At 44.5% G+C, this 17,328-nt stretch carries 22 protein-coding genes and 1 riboswitch; of the genes, 9 read left to right on the top strand and 13 right to left on the bottom strand.

Annotation, left to right across the window (positions count from 1 at the left end):
- Positions 1-126: 126 nt before the first annotated feature.
- A complete protein-coding gene (gene metK, locus NYE20_RS16580) occupies positions 127-1,329 on the bottom strand; it encodes a methionine adenosyltransferase (RefSeq protein ID WP_003229102.1) in 1,203 nt (400 codons plus the stop codon).
- 167 nt (positions 1,330-1,496) lie between these two features.
- A riboswitch (SAM riboswitch) is annotated at positions 1,497-1,635 on the bottom strand.
- Between the two features lie 196 nt (positions 1,636-1,831).
- On the opposite strand from metK, the gene pckA reads away from it, so the two are divergent.
- The gene (pckA, locus tag NYE20_RS16585) at positions 1,832-3,415 is read left to right on the top strand and encodes a phosphoenolpyruvate carboxykinase (ATP) (RefSeq protein WP_014480627.1); all 1,584 of its coding nucleotides are present in this window, start codon (positions 1,832-1,834) and stop codon (positions 3,413-3,415) included.
- Positions 3,416-3,453: 38 nt separating this feature from the next.
- On the opposite strand, the gene NYE20_RS16590 is transcribed toward pckA, so the two are convergent.
- Complete coding sequence (locus NYE20_RS16590) at positions 3,454-3,696, bottom strand: DUF2584 domain-containing protein (RefSeq protein ID WP_004398611.1); 243 nt, start codon at positions 3,694-3,696, stop codon at positions 3,454-3,456.
- Positions 3,697-3,747: 51 nt separating this feature from the next.
- Positions 3,748-4,521, bottom strand: a complete 774-nt coding sequence (locus tag NYE20_RS16595; RefSeq protein ID WP_021480356.1) for a prolyl oligopeptidase family serine peptidase — start codon at positions 4,519-4,521, stop codon at positions 3,748-3,750.
- A 151-nt stretch (positions 4,522-4,672) separates the two neighbouring features.
- Here NYE20_RS16595 and NYE20_RS16600 point away from each other — a divergent pair, with 151 nt between their 5' ends.
- Genes NYE20_RS16600 through NYE20_RS16610 form a run of 3 tightly spaced genes read left to right on the top strand, consistent with a single transcriptional unit; the run spans position 4,673 to position 7,259 of the window.
- Positions 4,673-5,677, top strand: coding sequence for an ABC transporter substrate-binding protein (locus NYE20_RS16600; RefSeq protein WP_015483593.1), 1,005 nt, complete (start codon positions 4,673-4,675; stop codon positions 5,675-5,677).
- Between the two features lie 12 nt (positions 5,678-5,689).
- Entirely contained in the window at positions 5,690-6,472 is a 783-nt protein-coding gene (locus NYE20_RS16605) for an ABC transporter ATP-binding protein (RefSeq protein WP_042977546.1), read from the top strand.
- A complete protein-coding gene (locus NYE20_RS16610; RefSeq protein ID WP_003229090.1) occupies positions 6,447-7,259 on the top strand; it encodes an ABC transporter permease in 813 nt (270 codons plus the stop codon). The genes NYE20_RS16605 and NYE20_RS16610 overlap by 26 nt, the downstream gene beginning before the upstream one ends.
- 26 nt (positions 7,260-7,285) lie before the next feature.
- On the opposite strand, the gene ytkD is transcribed toward NYE20_RS16610, so the two are convergent.
- From ytkD to NYE20_RS16625, 3 genes are all read right to left on the bottom strand, one after another.
- Entirely contained in the window at positions 7,286-7,762 is a 477-nt protein-coding gene (ytkD, locus tag NYE20_RS16615) for an RNA deprotection pyrophosphohydrolase (protein WP_003229087.1), read from the bottom strand.
- 208 nt (positions 7,763-7,970) lie between these two features.
- Positions 7,971-8,375 (bottom strand): holin family protein, encoded by a 405-nt coding sequence (locus NYE20_RS16620; RefSeq protein ID WP_021480358.1) that lies wholly within the window; start codon positions 8,373-8,375, stop codon positions 7,971-7,973.
- Positions 8,376-8,540: 165 nt separating this feature from the next.
- A complete protein-coding gene (locus NYE20_RS16625) occupies positions 8,541-8,978 on the bottom strand; it encodes a Dps family protein (protein ID WP_003229083.1) in 438 nt (145 codons plus the stop codon).
- A gap of 128 nt (positions 8,979-9,106) precedes the next feature.
- On the opposite strand from NYE20_RS16625, the gene ytzI reads away from it, so the two are divergent.
- Positions 9,107-9,247, top strand: a complete 141-nt coding sequence (gene ytzI, locus NYE20_RS16630) for a YtzI protein (RefSeq protein ID WP_003229081.1) — start codon at positions 9,107-9,109, stop codon at positions 9,245-9,247.
- On the opposite strand, the gene NYE20_RS16635 is transcribed toward ytzI, so the two are convergent.
- Positions 9,241-9,678, bottom strand: coding sequence for a FixH family protein (locus NYE20_RS16635; RefSeq protein WP_014477743.1), 438 nt, complete (start codon positions 9,676-9,678; stop codon positions 9,241-9,243). The two genes, ytzI and NYE20_RS16635, sit on opposite strands and share 7 nt — an antisense overlap.
- 119 nt (positions 9,679-9,797) lie before the next feature.
- Positions 9,798-10,271 (bottom strand): S-ribosylhomocysteine lyase, encoded by a 474-nt coding sequence (locus NYE20_RS16640; protein WP_003219361.1) that lies wholly within the window; start codon positions 10,269-10,271, stop codon positions 9,798-9,800.
- A gap of 128 nt (positions 10,272-10,399) precedes the next feature.
- Here NYE20_RS16640 and yidD point away from each other — a divergent pair, with 128 nt between their 5' ends.
- Positions 10,400-10,627, top strand: a complete 228-nt coding sequence (gene yidD / locus NYE20_RS16645) for a membrane protein insertion efficiency factor YidD (protein WP_003229076.1) — start codon at positions 10,400-10,402, stop codon at positions 10,625-10,627.
- On the opposite strand, the gene NYE20_RS16650 is transcribed toward yidD, so the two are convergent.
- Together NYE20_RS16650 and NYE20_RS16655 are read right to left on the bottom strand one after the other, a co-directional pair.
- Positions 10,624-11,187 carry a carbonic anhydrase gene (locus NYE20_RS16650; RefSeq protein ID WP_014477744.1) on the bottom strand — a complete coding sequence of 188 codons (564 nt, stop codon included), beginning with the start codon at positions 11,185-11,187 and terminating at the stop codon, positions 10,624-10,626. The genes yidD and NYE20_RS16650 overlap by 4 nt on opposite strands.
- A gap of 93 nt (positions 11,188-11,280) precedes the next feature.
- The gene (locus tag NYE20_RS16655; protein WP_003219346.1) at positions 11,281-11,529 is read right to left on the bottom strand and encodes a type B 50S ribosomal protein L31; all 249 of its coding nucleotides are present in this window, start codon (positions 11,527-11,529) and stop codon (positions 11,281-11,283) included.
- A 205-nt stretch (positions 11,530-11,734) separates the two neighbouring features.
- Here NYE20_RS16655 and NYE20_RS16660 point away from each other — a divergent pair, with 205 nt between their 5' ends.
- The 3 genes from NYE20_RS16660 to NYE20_RS16670 are packed head-to-tail and all read left to right on the top strand — an operon-like array spanning position 11,735 to position 14,362.
- Complete coding sequence (locus NYE20_RS16660; protein WP_032726463.1) at positions 11,735-13,066, top strand: cytochrome ubiquinol oxidase subunit I; 1,332 nt, start codon at positions 11,735-11,737, stop codon at positions 13,064-13,066.
- Positions 13,067-13,109: 43 nt separating this feature from the next.
- Positions 13,110-14,150, top strand: a complete 1,041-nt coding sequence (locus tag NYE20_RS16665; RefSeq protein WP_014477746.1) for a cytochrome d ubiquinol oxidase subunit II — start codon at positions 13,110-13,112, stop codon at positions 14,148-14,150.
- Between the two features lie 53 nt (positions 14,151-14,203).
- Positions 14,204-14,362: a DUF1540 domain-containing protein gene (locus NYE20_RS16670; RefSeq protein WP_003229069.1), complete on the top strand. Its 159-nt coding sequence runs from the start codon at positions 14,204-14,206 to the stop codon at positions 14,360-14,362.
- A gap of 18 nt (positions 14,363-14,380) precedes the next feature.
- Here NYE20_RS16670 and mntD read toward each other — a convergent pair whose 3' ends face one another.
- Genes mntD through mntB form a run of 3 tightly spaced genes read right to left on the bottom strand, consistent with a single transcriptional unit; the run spans position 14,381 to position 17,323 of the window.
- Positions 14,381-15,268: a manganese ABC transporter permease MntD gene (gene mntD, locus NYE20_RS16675; protein ID WP_049140986.1), complete on the bottom strand. Its 888-nt coding sequence runs from the start codon at positions 15,266-15,268 to the stop codon at positions 14,381-14,383.
- Positions 15,258-16,565 carry a manganese ABC transporter permease MntC gene (gene mntC, locus NYE20_RS16680; protein WP_070547670.1) on the bottom strand — a complete coding sequence of 436 codons (1,308 nt, stop codon included), beginning with the start codon at positions 16,563-16,565 and terminating at the stop codon, positions 15,258-15,260. The genes mntD and mntC overlap by 11 nt, the downstream gene beginning before the upstream one ends.
- Positions 16,566-16,570: 5 nt before the next feature.
- Positions 16,571-17,323, bottom strand: coding sequence for a manganese ABC transporter ATP-binding protein MntB (gene mntB, locus NYE20_RS16685; protein ID WP_046160761.1), 753 nt, complete (start codon positions 17,321-17,323; stop codon positions 16,571-16,573).
- Between the last annotated feature and the right edge of the window lie 5 nt (positions 17,324-17,328).

A 17,328-nucleotide genomic window follows, 5' to 3' on the forward strand; every position in this document is an offset into this window, starting at 1 on the left:
TGTCATCATTGAACCCCTATTTATAGACGCTGTGAATAGTATTTGGTTTCACAGTTATGTAAAAAAATAAACATGAATACAACGATAAAAAAGGGAAAGCCGCTTAACCAGTAAGCGGCTATAAAATTATTCTCCTAACGCTTCTTTACGCAGCTGCTCCGCTTTGTCTGTGCGCTCCCATGGAAGGTCAACATCGTGACGTCCAAAGTGGCCGTACGCAGCAGTTTGTTTGTAGATCGGACGGCGCAAATCAAGCATTTTGATAATGCCGGCAGGTCGTAAATCAAAGTTATTGCGAACAACTTCAATCAGTTTTTCCTCAGAAGCTTTTCCTGAACCGAATGTGTTGATTGAGATTGACACAGGCTGTGCAACACCGATCGCGTAAGCAAGCTGTACTTCGCAAGAATCAGCAAGCTCAGCCGCAACGATGTTTTTCGCAACGTATCTTGCCGCATAAGCTGCAGAACGGTCTACCTTCGTCGCGTCCTTACCTGAGAACGCGCCTCCGCCGTGGCGTGCATAGCCGCCGTACGTATCAACGATGATTTTGCGTCCTGTAAGTCCCGCATCCCCTTGAGGGCCTCCGATTACGAAACGTCCTGTAGGGTTGATGAAATATTTTGTTTCTTCATCAATCAGCTCTTCAGGAACAACCGGATTGATGACATGTTCTTTAATGTTGCGCTGAATTTGCTCAAGTGTAATTTCAGGATGATGCTGAGTTGAAATAACAATCGCGTCAATGCGGACTGGTTTGTTATTTTCATCGTACTCAACCGTTACCTGTGTTTTGCCGTCAGGGCGAAGGTACGGAAGAATATCTTCTTTACGGACTTCACTTAGGCGGCGGGCTAATTTATGGGCAAGTGAAATTGGAAGAGGCATAAGCTCTTTCGTTTCGTTGCACGCATAACCGAACATTAATCCTTGGTCACCCGCACCAATCGCTTCAATTTCTTCGTCGCTCATTGTGCCTTCACGGGCTTCAAGCGCTTGGTCTACGCCCATCGCGATATCAGCAGACTGCTCATCAATTGATGTTAAAACCGCACAAGTTTCCGCATCAAATCCGTATTTTGCACGTGTGTATCCGATTTCTTTAATGGTTTGGCGAACCGTTTTCGGAATGTCAACATACGTAGAAGTTGTGATCTCTCCGCTTACAAGAACCAAACCTGTTGTCACAGATGTTTCACAAGCAACACGCGCGTTAGGGTCTTTCTTTAAAATTTCATCTAAAATGCTGTCAGAAATCTGGTCACAGATTTTATCCGGATGCCCCTCCGTAACAGATTCTGATGTAAATAAACGACGATTTTTACTCATGATTTGCTTCCTCCTGCACAAGGCCTCCCGAAAGACCTTGTATATATGATACGGAACTCGCTCCCTCTTATACAATGTACAGTTATATTAGAGAATGTTAATTGGCATATTTATGAAATAAAAAAACCTTTTCCATCGAGGAAAGGGTTTGGTCTTTGTGCCTTTCACTCTTATCGCTCAAGGAATCATACAACCTTGCAACAGGTTAGCACCTTGGTTGTCTCACTCAGTTGAACATAATAAATAACAGAGAAACCGGTTGCTGGGCTTCATAGGGCCTGTCCCTCCGCCAGCTCGGGATAAGAGTATCCGCTCAATGAAATATCTTATCGTAAAAGGGTTTGCAATGTCAATATGATTCAGAAGAAATAGGCACCTATATTGAGGGAAAACAATGGAAATGCACACACAAAAAATAATAAATAGTATAGACTATTTGAAAATATATGTTATACTAATTCACAATTAGCAAAACACAAAAAACGATAAAGGAAGGTTTCATATGAACTCAGTTGATTTGACCGCTGATTTACAAGCCTTATTAACATGTCCAAATGTGCGTCATAATTTATCAGCAGCACAGCTAACAGAAAAAGTCCTCTCCCGAAACGAAGGCATTTTAACATCCACAGGTGCTGTTCGTGCGACTACAGGCGCTTACACAGGACGCTCACCTAAAGATAAATTCATCGTGGAGGAAGAAAGCACGAAAAATAAGATCGATTGGGGCCCGGTGAATCAGCCGATTTCAGAAGAAGCGTTTGAGCGGCTGTACACGAAAGTTGTCAGCTATTTAAAGGAGCGAGATGAGCTGTTTGTTTTCGAAGGATTTGCCGGAGCAGACGAGAAATACAGACTGCCGATCACTGTCGTAAATGAGTTCGCATGGCACAATTTATTTGCACGGCAGCTGTTTATCCGTCCGGAAGGAAATGATAAGAAAACAGTTGAGCAGCCGTTCACCATTCTTTCTGCTCCGCATTTCAAAGCGGATCCAAAAACAGACGGCACTCATTCCGAAACGTTTATTATTGTCTCTTTCGAAAAGCGGACGATCTTAATCGGCGGAACTGAGTATGCCGGTGAAATGAAGAAGTCCATTTTCTCCATTATGAATTTCCTGCTGCCTGAAAGAGATATTTTATCTATGCACTGCTCCGCCAATGTCGGTGAAAAAGGCGACGTCGCCCTTTTCTTCGGACTGTCAGGAACAGGCAAGACCACCCTGTCGGCAGATGCTGACCGCAAGCTGATCGGTGACGATGAACATGGCTGGTCTGATACAGGCGTCTTTAATATTGAAGGCGGGTGCTACGCTAAGTGCATTCATTTAAGCGAGGAAAAGGAGCCGCAAATCTTTAACGCGATCCGTTTCGGGTCTGTTCTCGAAAATGTCGTTGTTGACGAAGATACACGCGAAGCCAATTATGATGATTCCTTCTATACTGAAAACACGCGGGCAGCTTACCCGATTCATATGATTGACAACATCGTGACTCCAAGCATGGCCGGCCATCCGTCAGCAATTGTATTTTTGACGGCTGATGCATTCGGAGTCCTGCCGCCGATCAGCAAACTAACGAAGGAGCAGGCCATGTACCATTTCTTGAGCGGTTACACGAGTAAGCTTGCCGGAACCGAACGTGGTGTAACGTCTCCTGAAACGACGTTCTCTACATGCTTCGGCTCACCGTTCCTGCCGCTTCCTGCTCACGTCTATGCTGAAATGCTCGGCAAAAAGATCGATGAACACGGCGCAGACGTTTTCTTAGTCAATACCGGCTGGACCGGGGGCGGCTACGGCACAGGCGAACGAATGAAGCTTTCTTACACTAGAGCAATGGTCAAAGCAGCGATTGAAGGTAAATTAGAGGATGCTGAAATGATAACTGACGATATTTTCGGCCTGCACATTCCAGCACATGTTCCTGGCGTTCCTGATCATATCCTTCAGCCTGAAAATACGTGGACCAACAAGGAAGAATACAAAGAAAAAGCAGTCTACCTTGCAAATGAATTCAAAGAGAACTTTAAAAAGTTCGCACATACCGATGCCATCGCCCAGGCAGGCGGCCCTCTCGTATAAAAAACAAAAGCCAAGAGCAATTATGCTCTTGGCTTGTTTTAATTGACGGAATGCAAAGAAGTCAGCTTGTATGTAATGATGGTCCGGCCTTCTTCCCATTGAAGCTTCTGCACTTCAGCTGTGCCTGACTTTTCGCCAAACTTTGTTTTGCGTACATCCATTGGAATCTCCATCGGATATACTCGGTATCCGTCCTTCTCTAACGTGAATATATTTTCATCTATGCGAACTTCTTTTCCTTTTGTCACAATCAGTGTATTAAATTCAACAGGCATTCCCAAAGTGAAATCCCCTTTCGTTCTCTTTTTTCTTTATCATAACATATTTCACTGTCAGCGGTTTTTCATCCATTGTGTGAGCTGCCGCACGATACGCCGGTTTTCTTTTGGCGGGAAATAATGTGTGAATGTACTGTAGTACCATGTCTCCACCGGCTTATGCAGTTGTTTTAGCTTCTCTTCAAATAAATAGGAATGCTGAATCGAAACATTTTGGTCTTTTTCTCCATGGATTAACAGCACGGGTGCCTGAATTTTGTTTACTTGGTCAAACGGTGTCCTCCATTGATATTCCTCAGGCACCTTTTTCGGTGTTCCGCCGATGACTCTTTTCATCATTCGCCGCAAATCCTGCCGCTCCTCATATGTAAGAATCATATCACTGACGCCTCCCCAGGAAACAAATGAAGCTGCCTGCCCGCCCATTTCGATCGCAGTGAGCATTCCCATAATTCCGCCGCGGGAAAAGCCGAAGATATGAATTCTGTCCTTCTTGACATTTGGGTGCTGCTGAAGCAGGCGAAAAGCAGAAAATGCATCCTCCCTGTCTTCTCCGGCAAAATCCTCATTGCCTTCTCCTCCTTGATTTCCTCTGTAAAAAGGAGCAAACACCACAAACCCTTGGGATGCAAACTGGATAATCCGGCCCGGCCGAACCATGCCCACGCTTTTAATCCCGCCGCGCAAATATAAAAATCCGTCATATTGTCCCGGTTCCGCCGGCTCAGCCAGAAGCCCCTTAACCCGTAATCCATTTGACAGATAGCAGATCGTATACAAACGCACATGCTGGCTTGGCGACGGAAATCTTCTTTTCTCTATAATCAAAACAGCCGCCTCCTTTTTTTCTATATGCTTTCCTTACTCCAAAATTACATCCGGAGAACCTGGTTAGGCATTCACACATTTTTATACCCATCATACGATATGTAAAGCAAAAAAGGATATTAACTTGATGCGAAATAAGGAGGTTGTCTATGTGAACAGATGGTTAAGGCTGGGCTTCGCCTGTGTCGGCAGTATCTTTCTGATGATCGCCCTGGCGGCTTGCAAGCAGGAAGAAACGCTCACCAAAGTCAAAGTAGCTGAAGTGACCCATTCAATTTTTTACGCACCTTTATATGTTGCTGAGTCTAAAGGTTTTTTTAAGGAAGAAGGGCTTGATGTCGATGTGAATACGACCTGGGGCGGAGATAAAACGATGACATCGCTTCTTTCCAACGGCTCCGACATCGCGCTTGTCGGGTCAGAAACATCTATTTATGTCGAAGCGCAAGGGGCTAAAGATCCCGTCATTAATTTCGCCCAGCTGACTCAGACAGACGGAACGTTTCTTGTCGCGAGAGAAGATGTTGAACACTTCGACTGGGATCAGCTGAAAGGAAAAACGTTTCTCGGTCAGCGAAAAGGCGGCATGCCGCAAATGGTCGGCGAGTATGTACTGAACAAACATAAGATTGACCCGCATAAGGATATAGACCTCATCCAGAACATAGACTTCGCCAATATTGCCAATGCGTTTGCTTCTGGAACCGGTGAGTATGTACAGCTCTTTGAACCGCAGGCTTCTCTCTTTGAGAAAAAAGGCATCGGCCATATCGTGGCTTCATTCGGAGAAGAATCAGGAGAGGTTCCTTATACGACTTTTATGGCGAAACAAAGCTATTTGAAGAAAAATGAAGACACAGCCGTCAAGTTTACAAAAGCCATTTATAAGGCGCAACAGTGGGTTGAAAACCATTCTGCGAAGGACATCACAGATGCCATTAAAGATGAATTTGATGATACCGACCCAGACGTCATCGAAACATCCATTGAACGCTATAAAAAACAGCATTCATATTCACCAGACCCTCTGCTTAACGAAAAAGAATGGGAGCTTCTCCAAACCATTATGGATCAATCGGGAGAACTGCCGAAGCACATTCCATACAATCAGCTTGTAAATAAAGAAATTGCTGAAAAAGTCACCTCGGAGAAATAGGAGGCGCCATCTATGTCTTTCTTACATGTCGACCATGTAACCCATACTTATTTTTCTATTAAAGAAAAAACAACGGCTGTGCAGGATATTCATTTCGATGCCGAAAAAGGCGATTTCATCTCATTTCTCGGCCCAAGCGGCTGCGGAAAAACAACACTGCTTTCCATTATTGCCGGTTTGATTGAGCCATCAGAAGGCAGAGTTCTGATTGAAGGCCGTGAGCCGAATCAAAAAGAACATAATATTGGCTATATGCTTCAGCAGGATTACTTATTTCCCTGGAAATCTATCGAGGAAAATGTGCTTCTCGGTTTAAAAATCGCCGACACGCTGACAGAAGAAAGCAAAGCCGCTGCACTCGGTCTATTGCCGGAGTTCGGCCTCATAGATGTGGAGAAAAAATATCCGAAAGAGCTGTCAGGCGGGATGCGCCAGCGGGCTGCGCTTGCAAGAACACTTGCGCCTAACCCTAGTCTGCTTTTGCTGGATGAGCCATTTTCCGCGCTTGATTTTCAGACAAAGCTGTCTTTGGAAAACCTGGTATTCCGCACATTAAAGGAATATCAAAAAACAGCAGTGCTTGTCACTCATGATATAGGGGAAGCGATAGCGATGAGCGATACGATCTTTTTATTTTCAAATCAGCCGGGCACCATCCATCAGATTTTTACCATTCCTAAGGAATTGGCCGCGATGTTGCCTTTTGACGCCCGTCAGGAACCTTCCTTCCAGACACTGTTTCAAACGATATGGAAGGAGCTGAATTCTCTTGAGAAACAGCAAAGAAACCATTGATCTGCTTCACGAGCAGTATCAATTCAAACAGAAAAAGGAAAAGTGGAAGGTCCATTCCTTTCAGCTTGCCATATTTATTCTCTTTTTCTCGGGCTGGGAAATCTCCAGCAGGCAGGGCTGGATCGATCCGCTGATCTTCAGCTCTCCATCAGCTGTGTGGCGATTATTGCTGGAGAAACTTGGTGACGGTTCTTTACTGTCACACATCGGCGTCACTTTATTTGAAACGGTGCTTGGCTTTTTGCTCGGGACGTTTATGGGCACGTGCCTAGCCGCTTTGTTATGGTGGTCTAACCGACTTGCCAGAATTTTAGATCCGTATCTTGTGATTTTGAACGCAATGCCGAAAGTGGCCCTGGGCCCGATCCTGATTGTCGCGCTCGGTCCCAGTTTTATCAGCATCATTGCGATGGGAGCCATCATCAGCGTCATTATCACAACCATCGTTGTCTACACCGCCTTCCAAGAGGTCGACGAAAACTATACGAAAGTCATGAAAACATTCGGCGCAAAAAAGTGGGTTATTTTTAAAGAAGTCATACTGCCTGCATCCTCCCCCGCGATTATTTCAACACTAAAAGTGAACGTCGGTTTATCATGGGTTGGCGTTATTGTAGGGGAATTCCTCGTTTCGAAGGTCGGATTAGGATATATGATTATTTACGGATTCCAAGTCTTCAATTTTACACTCGTCTTCTTAAGCCTGCTGATCATCGCCATCTTCGCCACTCTGATGTATCAGGGCGTCGAGCTGCTGGAAAAGAAATGGACGAAGGGGAGGACATAAAAAACCCGGCACATGTGCCGGGTTTTTTATTCAATCCATCCAGATTCTTTCAGTTTTTTCAAGCTGATCGGAAGAACGGAATCCTTCATAATAAAGCTGAATTTTTTATTGCGGGAAAGGTTCTCCGGCAGCTCGTGAAACAAAACCGGGCCTTTCGTTTCAAAGTAATCAGCCTGCTTTTCAAGCTTTTCTATATCTGCAAAATATATATTTTTTACAATCACTTTTTCTTTTCCGAGAACTTTATACTGTCCGAGATACTTGAGGCTTTTGACTCTCGCGCCCGTCTCTTCCTTTACTTCCCGGAGCGCAGCCTCTTCTGCGCACTCCATCGGCTCTACTTTCCCGCCTGGAAACTCATAGCCTCTGTCCTCATGTTCTGTTAAAAGCCATTTGCCGCCAAAACGGCAAATCACCCAGACATGCTTCGGGCTGTCCGAGAAAGGCTGATCGTCAAAGGAAAGCTGAACAGTATTCTGATAATAATCTTTAAACTCGTACATGTTTATCCCTCAAATCCGTTCCTAGCTATCTTCCATACATCATACCACAGTTACGTTTCTTCGGAAGCCTTTTATCAAAAAATAAGGGAAACCCAGCACGCCGTCAGGTTCTGCATGCAGACTAGCTCGTACAGTTTTTTGCGATAGCTTTTGCCGAAAAGTGCGACCGACGCTCTGGGCTTTATTATGACCCTCGAACAGGGAAAAGTTACGGTTTGCGCTTAAATTTATTTTTTAACGTTTCTAAAAGATCGACAAGCATCTGAGGAACCGGTATGCCAAGAGAGCTGGCTGTCACAACAATTTGCACAGATTCATAAAGAATATAAAACATAATAGCCAAGTCACGAATTGATCCCTGTGTATTCAGCAGCTGATCAAAAAAGTGGCATACAGAGATCAGAGCCAGCGTGACTAATTTTTTGACAAGCCGGGCAAATATCTTTTTAAATGACAGTTTGTGAATAATGGTTTCCTTCAAAGTCGTACTGATAAATTCAATTGCCATAAGAGAGAGCAAAATCAGAAATGAATACTGAAAACCTCCAAAGAAAAAACCCGCTGCTGAAACGCTGACTGCTAAAAACGAAAAGATGCCAAAGTCTCTATCCATTTATCCCAACATCCTTTCACAGAAACGGCCTTACGATATTCTATGGTAAACAAGCCGAACGGATTGGATTTTTCAGAAAAATGGACTGGTTGTCGCCTATTTTTAAGATACAAAAAGAAAAGCCGGACGTCTTTTTTAAGACATCCGGCCGTTCTATTTTTGAACTTAACCTAGGTAAGCTTTTAGCATCCAGTTATGTTTTTCAATATTTTGATGGATCGCAAGAAGCATGTCCCCTGTTGTTTCGTCACCGACTTCATCAGCTAAATCCATGCCGTTTTTCAGCTCTTCCGCGATGACTGTGAAATCATCATATACGCTTTGAACCATTTGTTCAGCTGTTTCATTTCCAGCAGCTTCTTTGACAGAAGCCGTTTCTAAGGATTCCTTCATTGTTGCAATCGGTTTTCCGTTCAGCGCCAAAAGACGTTCTGCTAAGTCATCAATATAAGTTGCCGTTTCATTGTACAGCTCCTCAAACTTTTCATGAAGAGTGAAGAAATCTTTTCCTTTCACATACCAGTGATAATTATGTAGTTTCACATACATGACTGTCCAGTTGGCTACTTGTTTGTTCACTGCTTGAATCAATTGTTCTGACATGGTATCTCCTCCTTGTTATATGACTATGTATACCCTTAATATCGTACGCTAAAACCTCTTTTTTACCCTTATCTGTCACGATTTCTTCTATTATGCTACAATTGTTAAAAAACGGGAGGTGGAATGTCATGACGCTTCTCATTACGATAAGTATTTTGATTGTGCTGGCTGTTTTGCTTGTAACCATTTGGACGACTGTAAAAGCCTATAATGTAAAGCATACCATTGATCCACCACAAGAAAATCACTCTGATTCACACAATCAATGATGATGTGAATGCTCCTCTTCTGACTGATTGCTGGCAGCATCGGCGTCTCCGACTTGGACTTTTAAGGTCGGCATGCTATGCTGTTTTTTTGCTGTGACATGGGATTGGACAGTGTATACACCATCTTCCTTAAACGTCGTTTCCAATCGGTATACGCCTTTTTCTTGTTTCGCCTTAAACATTTGGCTTGCGTCTTTTTCCCCTTCTTTCCATACTTCAAACTCTACTTCATCGGCATCCGTCACAGCTTCATCACCATATGATACGGCTGCTTCATAAGCAGCGCTTTCTCCGGGATTTACTTTTTCAGGCCCGGTCAGCTTGACATCCAAAACCTCCGGCGTCTCAGCTGTATTTGCTTTGCTTTCACCAGATCCGCATCCATTAAGCAATAAAGCAGAAAAAAGCAGAACAACCAACATCTTTTTCATGCCATCACCCTTTCATCGTTTACCTAAATAGTAGCAAACGCTTACAGCAAATGGTACATAAAATATGAGACGTCACAAAAAAGACCTTTTTGCTTATGCGCAAAAAGGTCCTTTCTATTTTAGCCAAATACTTTTAGCAATTCTTCTTTATCCTGTGAAAGCCAGAAACGCATTAAACGTTTAGCGCCTTCCAGATCATGAAGCTTCGCTTGGCCGCACTGCTTTTCATTCGCAGCTGGTATTTCTGTAATCTCTACCGCTTCCTTCATTGTGTCTTCAAGCAGATCAACGATTTCCGCTGATGTCGGCTCTCCGCTCACAACTAGATAATAGCCTGTCTGGCAGCCCATTGGAGAAATATCAATGATATCAAAATGATCGTATTTCTCAGCGTGAGAACGAATCGTAAACGCGAGCAAATGCTCGAGTGTGTGAATGGTGTCAGGCTTCATCGCCTGTTTATTTGGCTGGCAAAAACGAATGTCAAATTTATTTACAACGCCGTCTGTTCCCACTTTATGCACGCCGCAATGTCTTACATATGGAGCAACAACCGCATTATGATCAAGCTCAAAACTTTCTACTGAAGGCATAATGGCACTCTCCCCTTTTTTAAAAATGTAATTTCATTATAACATACTTTTCCGATAAGAATTATTGATTAACTTTTCAATCTGTGTTTTTTTTCTTATACTTGCATCAGAAAGGTTGCTGAAGAAATATGAAAACCCTATTCATCGCTCTGATCAGAGGATATCAAAAATTCATCTCGCCCCTGACACCGCCAACGTGCCGCTTTTATCCGACCTGTTCCCAATATGGAATCGAAGCGATTAAAACACATGGCGCTTTAAAAGGCGGATGGCTGACAATCAAACGGATTTTGAAATGCCACCCGTTCCATCCGGGAGGAGTCGATCCCGTTCCTGAAAAGAAACAAAAACATTAATTGTTATAACCGTTTACGATAAGATCCAGTTTTCCGGTTTTAGGATCAATGACTAAGCCATGGACCGGAACGTTTTCAGGGAACAGCGGGTGATGTTTAATAACGTCTACGCTGTCTTTCACACTCGCTTCCACTGAATCAAAGCTTTTAAACCATTGATCAAAGTCTACACCGGAGTACTTTATTGTTTCGATGCGTTCTTCCGGAATCCCTCTTGCTTTGATTTTTTCAAGCATGCTTTTGCTGCTGATTTTGCTCATGCCGCAATCGTGATGCCCGATCACACACACCTCATCTGCATTCAGCTCGTACACTGCGACGAGTAAACTTCTCATGATGCTTCCGAATGGGTGTGTCACAAGCGCACCGGCACTTTTAATGATTTTCACATCACCATTTCGCAAATTCATCGCATGCGGCAGCAGTTCAACCAGACGAGTGTCCATGCAAGAAAGAATCGCCATTTTTTTATCTGGAAATTTTGATGTTTGATACTTTTCATACTCTCTTTGTTCAGTAAATGTCTTGTTAAATTCAAGAATATCATTTAGAAGACTCATGTTCGTTGTCCCTTTCTATTCTTTTTACTCTTCAATATATCACAACCCTTGTTTATTCGTCATAATAAAAAAAGACAAACCCTCTGGTCTGCCTTATTTCCCCATGTTATAGCGTTTTTTGAACTGCTCAACTCGTCCGCCTTTTTCATTGAATTTCTGGCGGCCAGTATAAAACGGATGCGTGTCAGAGCTTACTTCTACTTTAATGACAGGATATGTGTTTCCGTCTTCCCACTCTGCTGTTTCATTAGATGTTTTCGTAGAGGTGCTGAGAAAACGGTAGCCGCTGTTGACATCCTGAAATATCACTTTGTGGTTCTTCGGATGAATTCCTTCTTTCATGTGAATCTCCTTTCAATAAATCGTAATAATTACGTTTTATTTTATAACCTTACAAACGTTTTGTCAATCTTCTTATATCCTTCCCTCTGTTTTCACATCGTAAACCTTATGGCATTTAAGAATAGGAAGAATAATCTAACCGAGGAAGCAAATAATAAACCCAAAATACATACAGAACGTCTTTTTAGAAAGGTGGTTTACGATTGTGGATGATTTAGTTTTGGCCAGAAGCCTCTTTGGCACGACAATGGGCTTTCATATCATTTTCGCAACGCTTGGAGTCGGTCTCCCGCTCATGATTTTAGTGGCGGAATTGATCTATCAAAAAACGAAAGATGACCATTATGCGATCATGGCGAAAAGGTGGACGAAAGCACAAGCCGTTTTGCTGGGGGTCGCCATACCGACCGGAACGATCGCGGGCACTCAGCTCGCGCTTTTATGGCCGGGATTTATGGAAGTCATCGGCCGGGTGATGTCCCTGCCATTTCAAATTGAAATCTATGCTTTTTTTGTTGAAGCCCTATTCATGTCGATTTATGTATACGCTGCAGACCGTTTGTCACCTGCAATGAGGATTGTTGCTGTTTTCTTTGTGTTAGTCGGGGCAGCAGCATCAGCTGTTCTGATTACGAATGTTCACGCTTTTGAAGGTACACCCGCCGGTTTTAAAATTTTAAACGGAAAAATTACAGATGTTGACCCGTGGGCTGCGTTTTTTAATCCTAGCTTTTTTATCACTGCCGGCCATGTCGTGCTGTCCGCGTTTATGACCGGTGCGTTTATCGTGGCTTCTGTGGCAGCATATAAAATGATCCGGACGAGGAAAAAGGAAAAGGTCTATCGCTTTCACCGGAAAGCCCTTTTGCTCGCACTGACGATCGGCGGTATTTTTTCATTGCTGACCGCTTTGAACGGACACGAATCTGCACAGATGCTGTACGAATACCAGCCCGAAAAATTAGCCGGTGCGGAAGGCCTGTTTGAAACAAGATCCCACGCCCCGCTCGCTATAGGCGGTTTTACCGACCCGAATGAAGAAAAAGTAAAATGGGCAATCGAGATTCCATGGGCTTTAAGCTTTTTGGCAGCGAACCGTTTTGACACTGTTGTAAAAGGATTAAATGCATTTCCGAGAGATGAATGGCCGCCGCTTTTCATTCACACGCTGTTTAATGCGATGGTCGGTGTAGGCATGCTGCTTATTCTTTATTCCATTATCGGAGTGATCTGGAGAAAGGTGCTCAAGAAAGACCGTTTCCCAACGTGGCTTTTGGTCATTTTCATGACAGCAGGCCCTTTTAGTCTCATCGGCATTGAATTCGGCTGGATTTTCGCATGTACGGGGAGGCAGCCTTGGGTCATCTATCATCTGCTGAAAACGTCAGATGTCGTAACAACGACTGGCTCGATCGGGGTGCTGTTCTTATTTTTCACATTTGTTTATGCCGTGTTAGGCGCAGCTGTTGTCTACGTGCTGCTGTATTATTTCCGCAAGCACCCGGTTGACGAAGATTTAAATACAGCGGAGTCGTAATGGCTCCGCAAACAGGAAACCAAATGGAAGGAAGATCGTACAAATGGAGATTTCAACTGACGCTCTGATCGCCATCTCAATTATCTGGGGCTTTGTGTTTATTTACGCCGTCATGGCGACAATGGATTTTGGAGCGGGATTTTGGTCTATGATCTATTTAAACAAGGAGCATATGAAGGCCACCGATATTGCGAATCGCTTTTTGTCCCCGACTTGGGAGGTCACAAACGTCTTTATAGTAGCCATCGTCGTGGCGCTTTTCAGTTTTTTCCCCGGCGCGACATTTGTGCTCGGAACCGTTTTATTAATTCCCGGAAGCATGATTTTGCTGCTTTTAGCGATTCGAAGCGGATTTCTCGTTTTTTCAAATACAGCAAAGGAGCGGAAAACGCTAAGATATATTTCCGGCATCTCCGGCTTTATCATTCCTGCTATTTTAATTTTGGTGCTTCCTGTGACACACGGAGGGTTTATAGAAAAAACGGATGGAATCTATAACTTAAATATGTCTAAAATCTTTTCAAGCCCCAACGCCTATTCATTTATCGGGTTTGCGATTTTAAGCACCTTATTTTTGTCCTCGCTGCTGCTTGCAGATGTTTCAAATGTGGCAGAGGAACAGGATGCGTACCGAGCCTACAGAAAAAGCGCCCTGATTACCGGCCCGATTTCACTGTTGTTTGCTGTATGCATCATGGTGACAATGCGGAATGAAGCTAACTGGCTGTACAGCGGAATGCTGAATGATTTTACTTGGATTATTGCATCGTTTATTACATTTGTCATTGCTGGAATCGCCCTTTTTCTGCCTAATAAGAGCTTTGGGCAAAACATTGGAAAACCGCGGCTTGCACTTGTCGCGATTGGGATACAGTATTTTCTCGCAAGCTACGCGTACGGGCGGGCGCATCTTCCGTATATGATTTATCCTGATGTGACAGTCATGTCAGGCTTCACAGAGCCAGCAACGTTCAGGGCGCTGTTTGCGACTTATATCGTTGCATTTATCATTCTATTTCCGGGCTTTTATTTCTTCTGGAAAATGTTTATGCGAGATAAACGCTATATCCGCCAGGAGGAATAGAGGGCAAGCCAGCCGGCTATACTAATCCAGAACCTTTATAAGGAGGGGATGGCATGGAGCAGAAAATTCTATGTGAGGTCAACAACTGTTCTTATTGGGGCAAAGGTAACAAATGCACCGCTGATGCCATTTATGTTGTCAGCCATACTGGTGAAACGGCTGAAAACAGCCGGGAAACAGACTGCAAAACGTTTAAGCCGCATGATTTGTAATTAAAAGAAAGAGCTGCGTCAGCCAGCTCTTTCTTTTTGCATGTTGAGTGTTCTTAACTTTTTAGTCATGACCCCGTTTGAAGGTGAAAACAAAAAGGCGCTTGCATAACATACACCTGTCATGGCCGCCATCGCTCCTGAAATCGAAACATTAAGCCACGTTGCGAAGAAATAGCCCATGACCGCCGACAGCCCGCCAATCAACGCGCTGAGAATCAGCATATAAAGAAGCCGGTCTGTCAGCAAATGTGCCGCAGCAGGCGGAACAATCAGCATGGCCACAACCAATACAGCACCCACCGAATCAAAGGAAGCAACAGTCGTCAGGGACAGCATGCCCATTTGCACGTAATGAATGAGCAAAACCGGTATTCCCAAGGCTAAGGCCATTTGAGGATCAAACGAAGCGATTTTAAACTCCTTATAGCACACACTGATCAACACTACGTTTAAAACCAAAACAGATGCCAGCATCCAAAACGCTTTCGGCCCAATATCAACCCCGAATACCGTCACCGTATTCCACGGCACAAAAGCGATTTCTCCCATTAACGAGTGCTCAATATCGAGATGGACATTCGCTCCATATACAGAAAGCAAAATAACCCCGATTGCAAATAAGGATGTAAACACAACTCCTATGGCAGCATCTGATTGAACCTCCTTGCTATGAAGAAGCTGAACCAAGAAAGCCGTTAACAGACCGGTTGCGGCTGCGCCAATAAACATAGAAATCCCATCGAGACTTCCCGTCACTAGAAAAGCGCCGACAATGCCAAGCAACACTGTATGACTGATTGCGTCGGCCAGCATCGCCATGCTTCTCAGCACAAGAAATGTGCCGATCAATCCGCAGCTTACACCGACTAATACACCGGTAGCTATAATCCATGCTTCAAAACTCATTTGCGATCTGTCCCTTCTCGGCATCATGAGACGCTTTTCGACGCTCAGGCATCCGTCCATACAGCTTTAAGAGTGAATAAAGCCGCTCTCTCGTTTCTCTCGGTAAACGGTCCGGATCAAAGCAGTCCTGATCGGATTCTATATTGGCAAGTTCCATTTCATGCATGAGATACACTTCATACATCCGCTGCTTCAAAGCTGTGTGATAGCCTTTTTCTATCCCTTTGCTTGTGATTTGCCAAATTCCATTTTCGATACGCTCAATGCACCTCTCTTGTTCCAAGTCATTTAATGCCTTAAGGCATAATGAAGGGGATAGGCGTCTTTTCTTTCTTACACTTTCAACAGTTACACAAAGATTATTCTTTTCATACTGTTCATAAATCTCCAAAAGCACTTGCTCCCTGCTTGTTCTGCGCCGCAGCCTCATCAGCCTTATGGCTTTAGCAGCCAATCCCCGCTTAGGCGCGCAAATCATTGAAAATAGAAAGAGCAGCGTTGCAGATAAGATCATTAATGGCCCTGTCGCCATTCCCTTCATCGTGGTGCTAAGCAGGGTTCCGGCCACGCCGCTGACCCCGCCTGTAATCCCGGCAATGACGATCATCCCGGTTAATCGTTCGGTCCAATATCTCGCAGCTATGGCAGGTGTAATCAGCATAGCCGCCATTAATATCACACCAACAGTCTGAAGCCCAATGACGACAGCACAGACAATCAGACAAGCCAAAAGCCCGTTTAAAAAACGCACCGGGATTCCTAATCCCTTTGCAAACGCGAGATCAAAAGTAATCAATGTAAATTCCTTAAAGAAAACAATACATAGGAGCAGTAGAACAGCGGATATTCCTGCAATAAGGATGATATCCTGCCTGACCAATGAAGCAGCCTGGCCGAATAAAAAAGAATCAAGCCCGCTTTGGCTTCCCGCCCCCTGTTGCTGAATATATGTCAGCAGAATGATCCCGACGCCAAAAAACACAGAAAGAACAATCCCGATCGCCGAGTCCTCCTTTGTTTTTGAAAGCCGCGGAATCAGCTGAATACAAAACGTTCCGAGCAGCCCGGCGAGCGCCGCACCCAGCAAAAAGAAAGGCAGTGATTTTTGCCCGGTGAACAGAAAAGCGAGACACACTCCCGGCAGAGCTGAATGGGCCATCGCATCGCCAATTAAACTTTGCTTTCTCAGCAGCACAAAGCTGCCCAAAACACCGCTTGCCATCCCGAGCAAAAGCGTACCGGCCAGCACCCACTGTGTATTCGGATGCTGGAGCTGCAGCCACAAACTTTCAAACATCGCGCTCACTCCTTATGTCCTTCTGCCAGCACTTTATCTTTTAAAAACGTAAGCCTTCCTCCATATGTTTTTTGCAGGTTTTCGATCGTAAACACGTTTTCCGCCGGTCCGAAAGCGATTTTTCTTAAATGAAGCAGTAAGATCCAATCGAAATAATCCTCGGCGGTCTGCAGGTCATGATGGACGACAAGCACGGTTTTTCCTTTTTCTTTGAGTTCTGCCAACAGTGTCATAATCGCCCGCTCCGTCGCTGCATCGACACCTGCAAACGGTTCATCCATAAAATAAATGTCAGCGTTCTGGCAGAGTGCCCGGGCAAGAAACACCCGCTGCTGCTGGCCGCCTGACAGCTGGCTGATCTGCCTCTTCGCATAATCAAGCATCCCGACTTTTGCTAATGCGGCCTTCGCCATCTCCACATCCGCTTTCTTTGGCCTCTTTAATAAACCGATTCTCCCGTATCTTCCCATTAGGACGACATCGAGCGCGCTTGTGGGGAAATCCCAGTCAACCGAGCCGCGCTGCGGAACATATCCGATTCTGGTCCGCTGATCCTTATAGTCTTTGCCGTAAATAGAGATGTCTCCGGAAGCACGGGGCACAAGACCGAGAATCGTTTTGATCAAGGTTGATTTTCCTGCGCCGTTTGGGCCGATAATGCCAATAAGTTTTCCTTCCGGCATCTGCAGCGAAATGTCCTGCAGTACAGGCTTTTTATGATAAGCAACCGTCACATTATCAAGCTCAACAGGGAACATATCCT

The organism is Bacillus sp. FSL R5-0416, from assembly GCF_037975425.1.
Lineage (GTDB): Bacteria > Bacillota > Bacilli > Bacillales > Bacillaceae > Bacillus > Bacillus subtilis.

Bases quoted from the DNA above. Each gene is read 5' to 3' on its own strand.
- metK (WP_003229102.1), bottom strand. From the start codon at position 1,329: ATGAGTAAAAATCGTCGTTTATTTACATCAGAATCTGTTACGGAGGGG.
- pckA (WP_014480627.1), top strand. From the start codon at position 1,832: ATGAACTCAGTTGATTTGACCGCTGATTTACAAGCCTTATTAACATGT.
- NYE20_RS16605 (WP_042977546.1), top strand. From the start codon at position 5,690: ATGTCTTTCTTACATGTCGACCATGTAACCCATACTTATTTTTCTATT.
- ytkD (WP_003229087.1), bottom strand. From the start codon at position 7,762: ATGTACGAGTTTAAAGATTATTATCAGAATACTGTTCAGCTTTCCTTT.
- NYE20_RS16620 (WP_021480358.1), bottom strand. From the start codon at position 8,375: ATGGATAGAGACTTTGGCATCTTTTCGTTTTTAGCAGTCAGCGTTTCA.
- NYE20_RS16625 (WP_003229083.1), bottom strand. From the start codon at position 8,978: ATGTCAGAACAATTGATTCAAGCAGTGAACAAACAAGTAGCCAACTGG.
- ytzI (WP_003229081.1), top strand. From the start codon at position 9,107: ATGACGCTTCTCATTACGATAAGTATTTTGATTGTGCTGGCTGTTTTG.
- NYE20_RS16635 (WP_014477743.1), bottom strand. From the start codon at position 9,678: ATGAAAAAGATGTTGGTTGTTCTGCTTTTTTCTGCTTTATTGCTTAAT.
- NYE20_RS16640 (WP_003219361.1), bottom strand. From the start codon at position 10,271: ATGCCTTCAGTAGAAAGTTTTGAGCTTGATCATAATGCGGTTGTTGCT.
- yidD (WP_003229076.1), top strand. From the start codon at position 10,400: ATGAAAACCCTATTCATCGCTCTGATCAGAGGATATCAAAAATTCATC.
- NYE20_RS16650 (WP_014477744.1), bottom strand. From the start codon at position 11,187: ATGAGTCTTCTAAATGATATTCTTGAATTTAACAAGACATTTACTGAA.
- NYE20_RS16655 (WP_003219346.1), bottom strand. From the start codon at position 11,529: ATGAAAGAAGGAATTCATCCGAAGAACCACAAAGTGATATTTCAGGAT.
- NYE20_RS16665 (WP_014477746.1), top strand. From the start codon at position 13,110: ATGGAGATTTCAACTGACGCTCTGATCGCCATCTCAATTATCTGGGGC.
- NYE20_RS16670 (WP_003229069.1), top strand. From the start codon at position 14,204: ATGGAGCAGAAAATTCTATGTGAGGTCAACAACTGTTCTTATTGGGGC.
- mntD (WP_049140986.1), bottom strand. From the start codon at position 15,268: ATGAGTTTTGAAGCATGGATTATAGCTACCGGTGTATTAGTCGGTGTA.
- mntC (WP_070547670.1), bottom strand. From the start codon at position 16,565: ATGTTTGAAAGTTTGTGGCTGCAGCTCCAGCATCCGAATACACAGTGG.
- mntB (WP_046160761.1), bottom strand. From the start codon at position 17,323: ATGTTCCCTGTTGAGCTTGATAATGTGACGGTTGCTTATCATAAAAAG.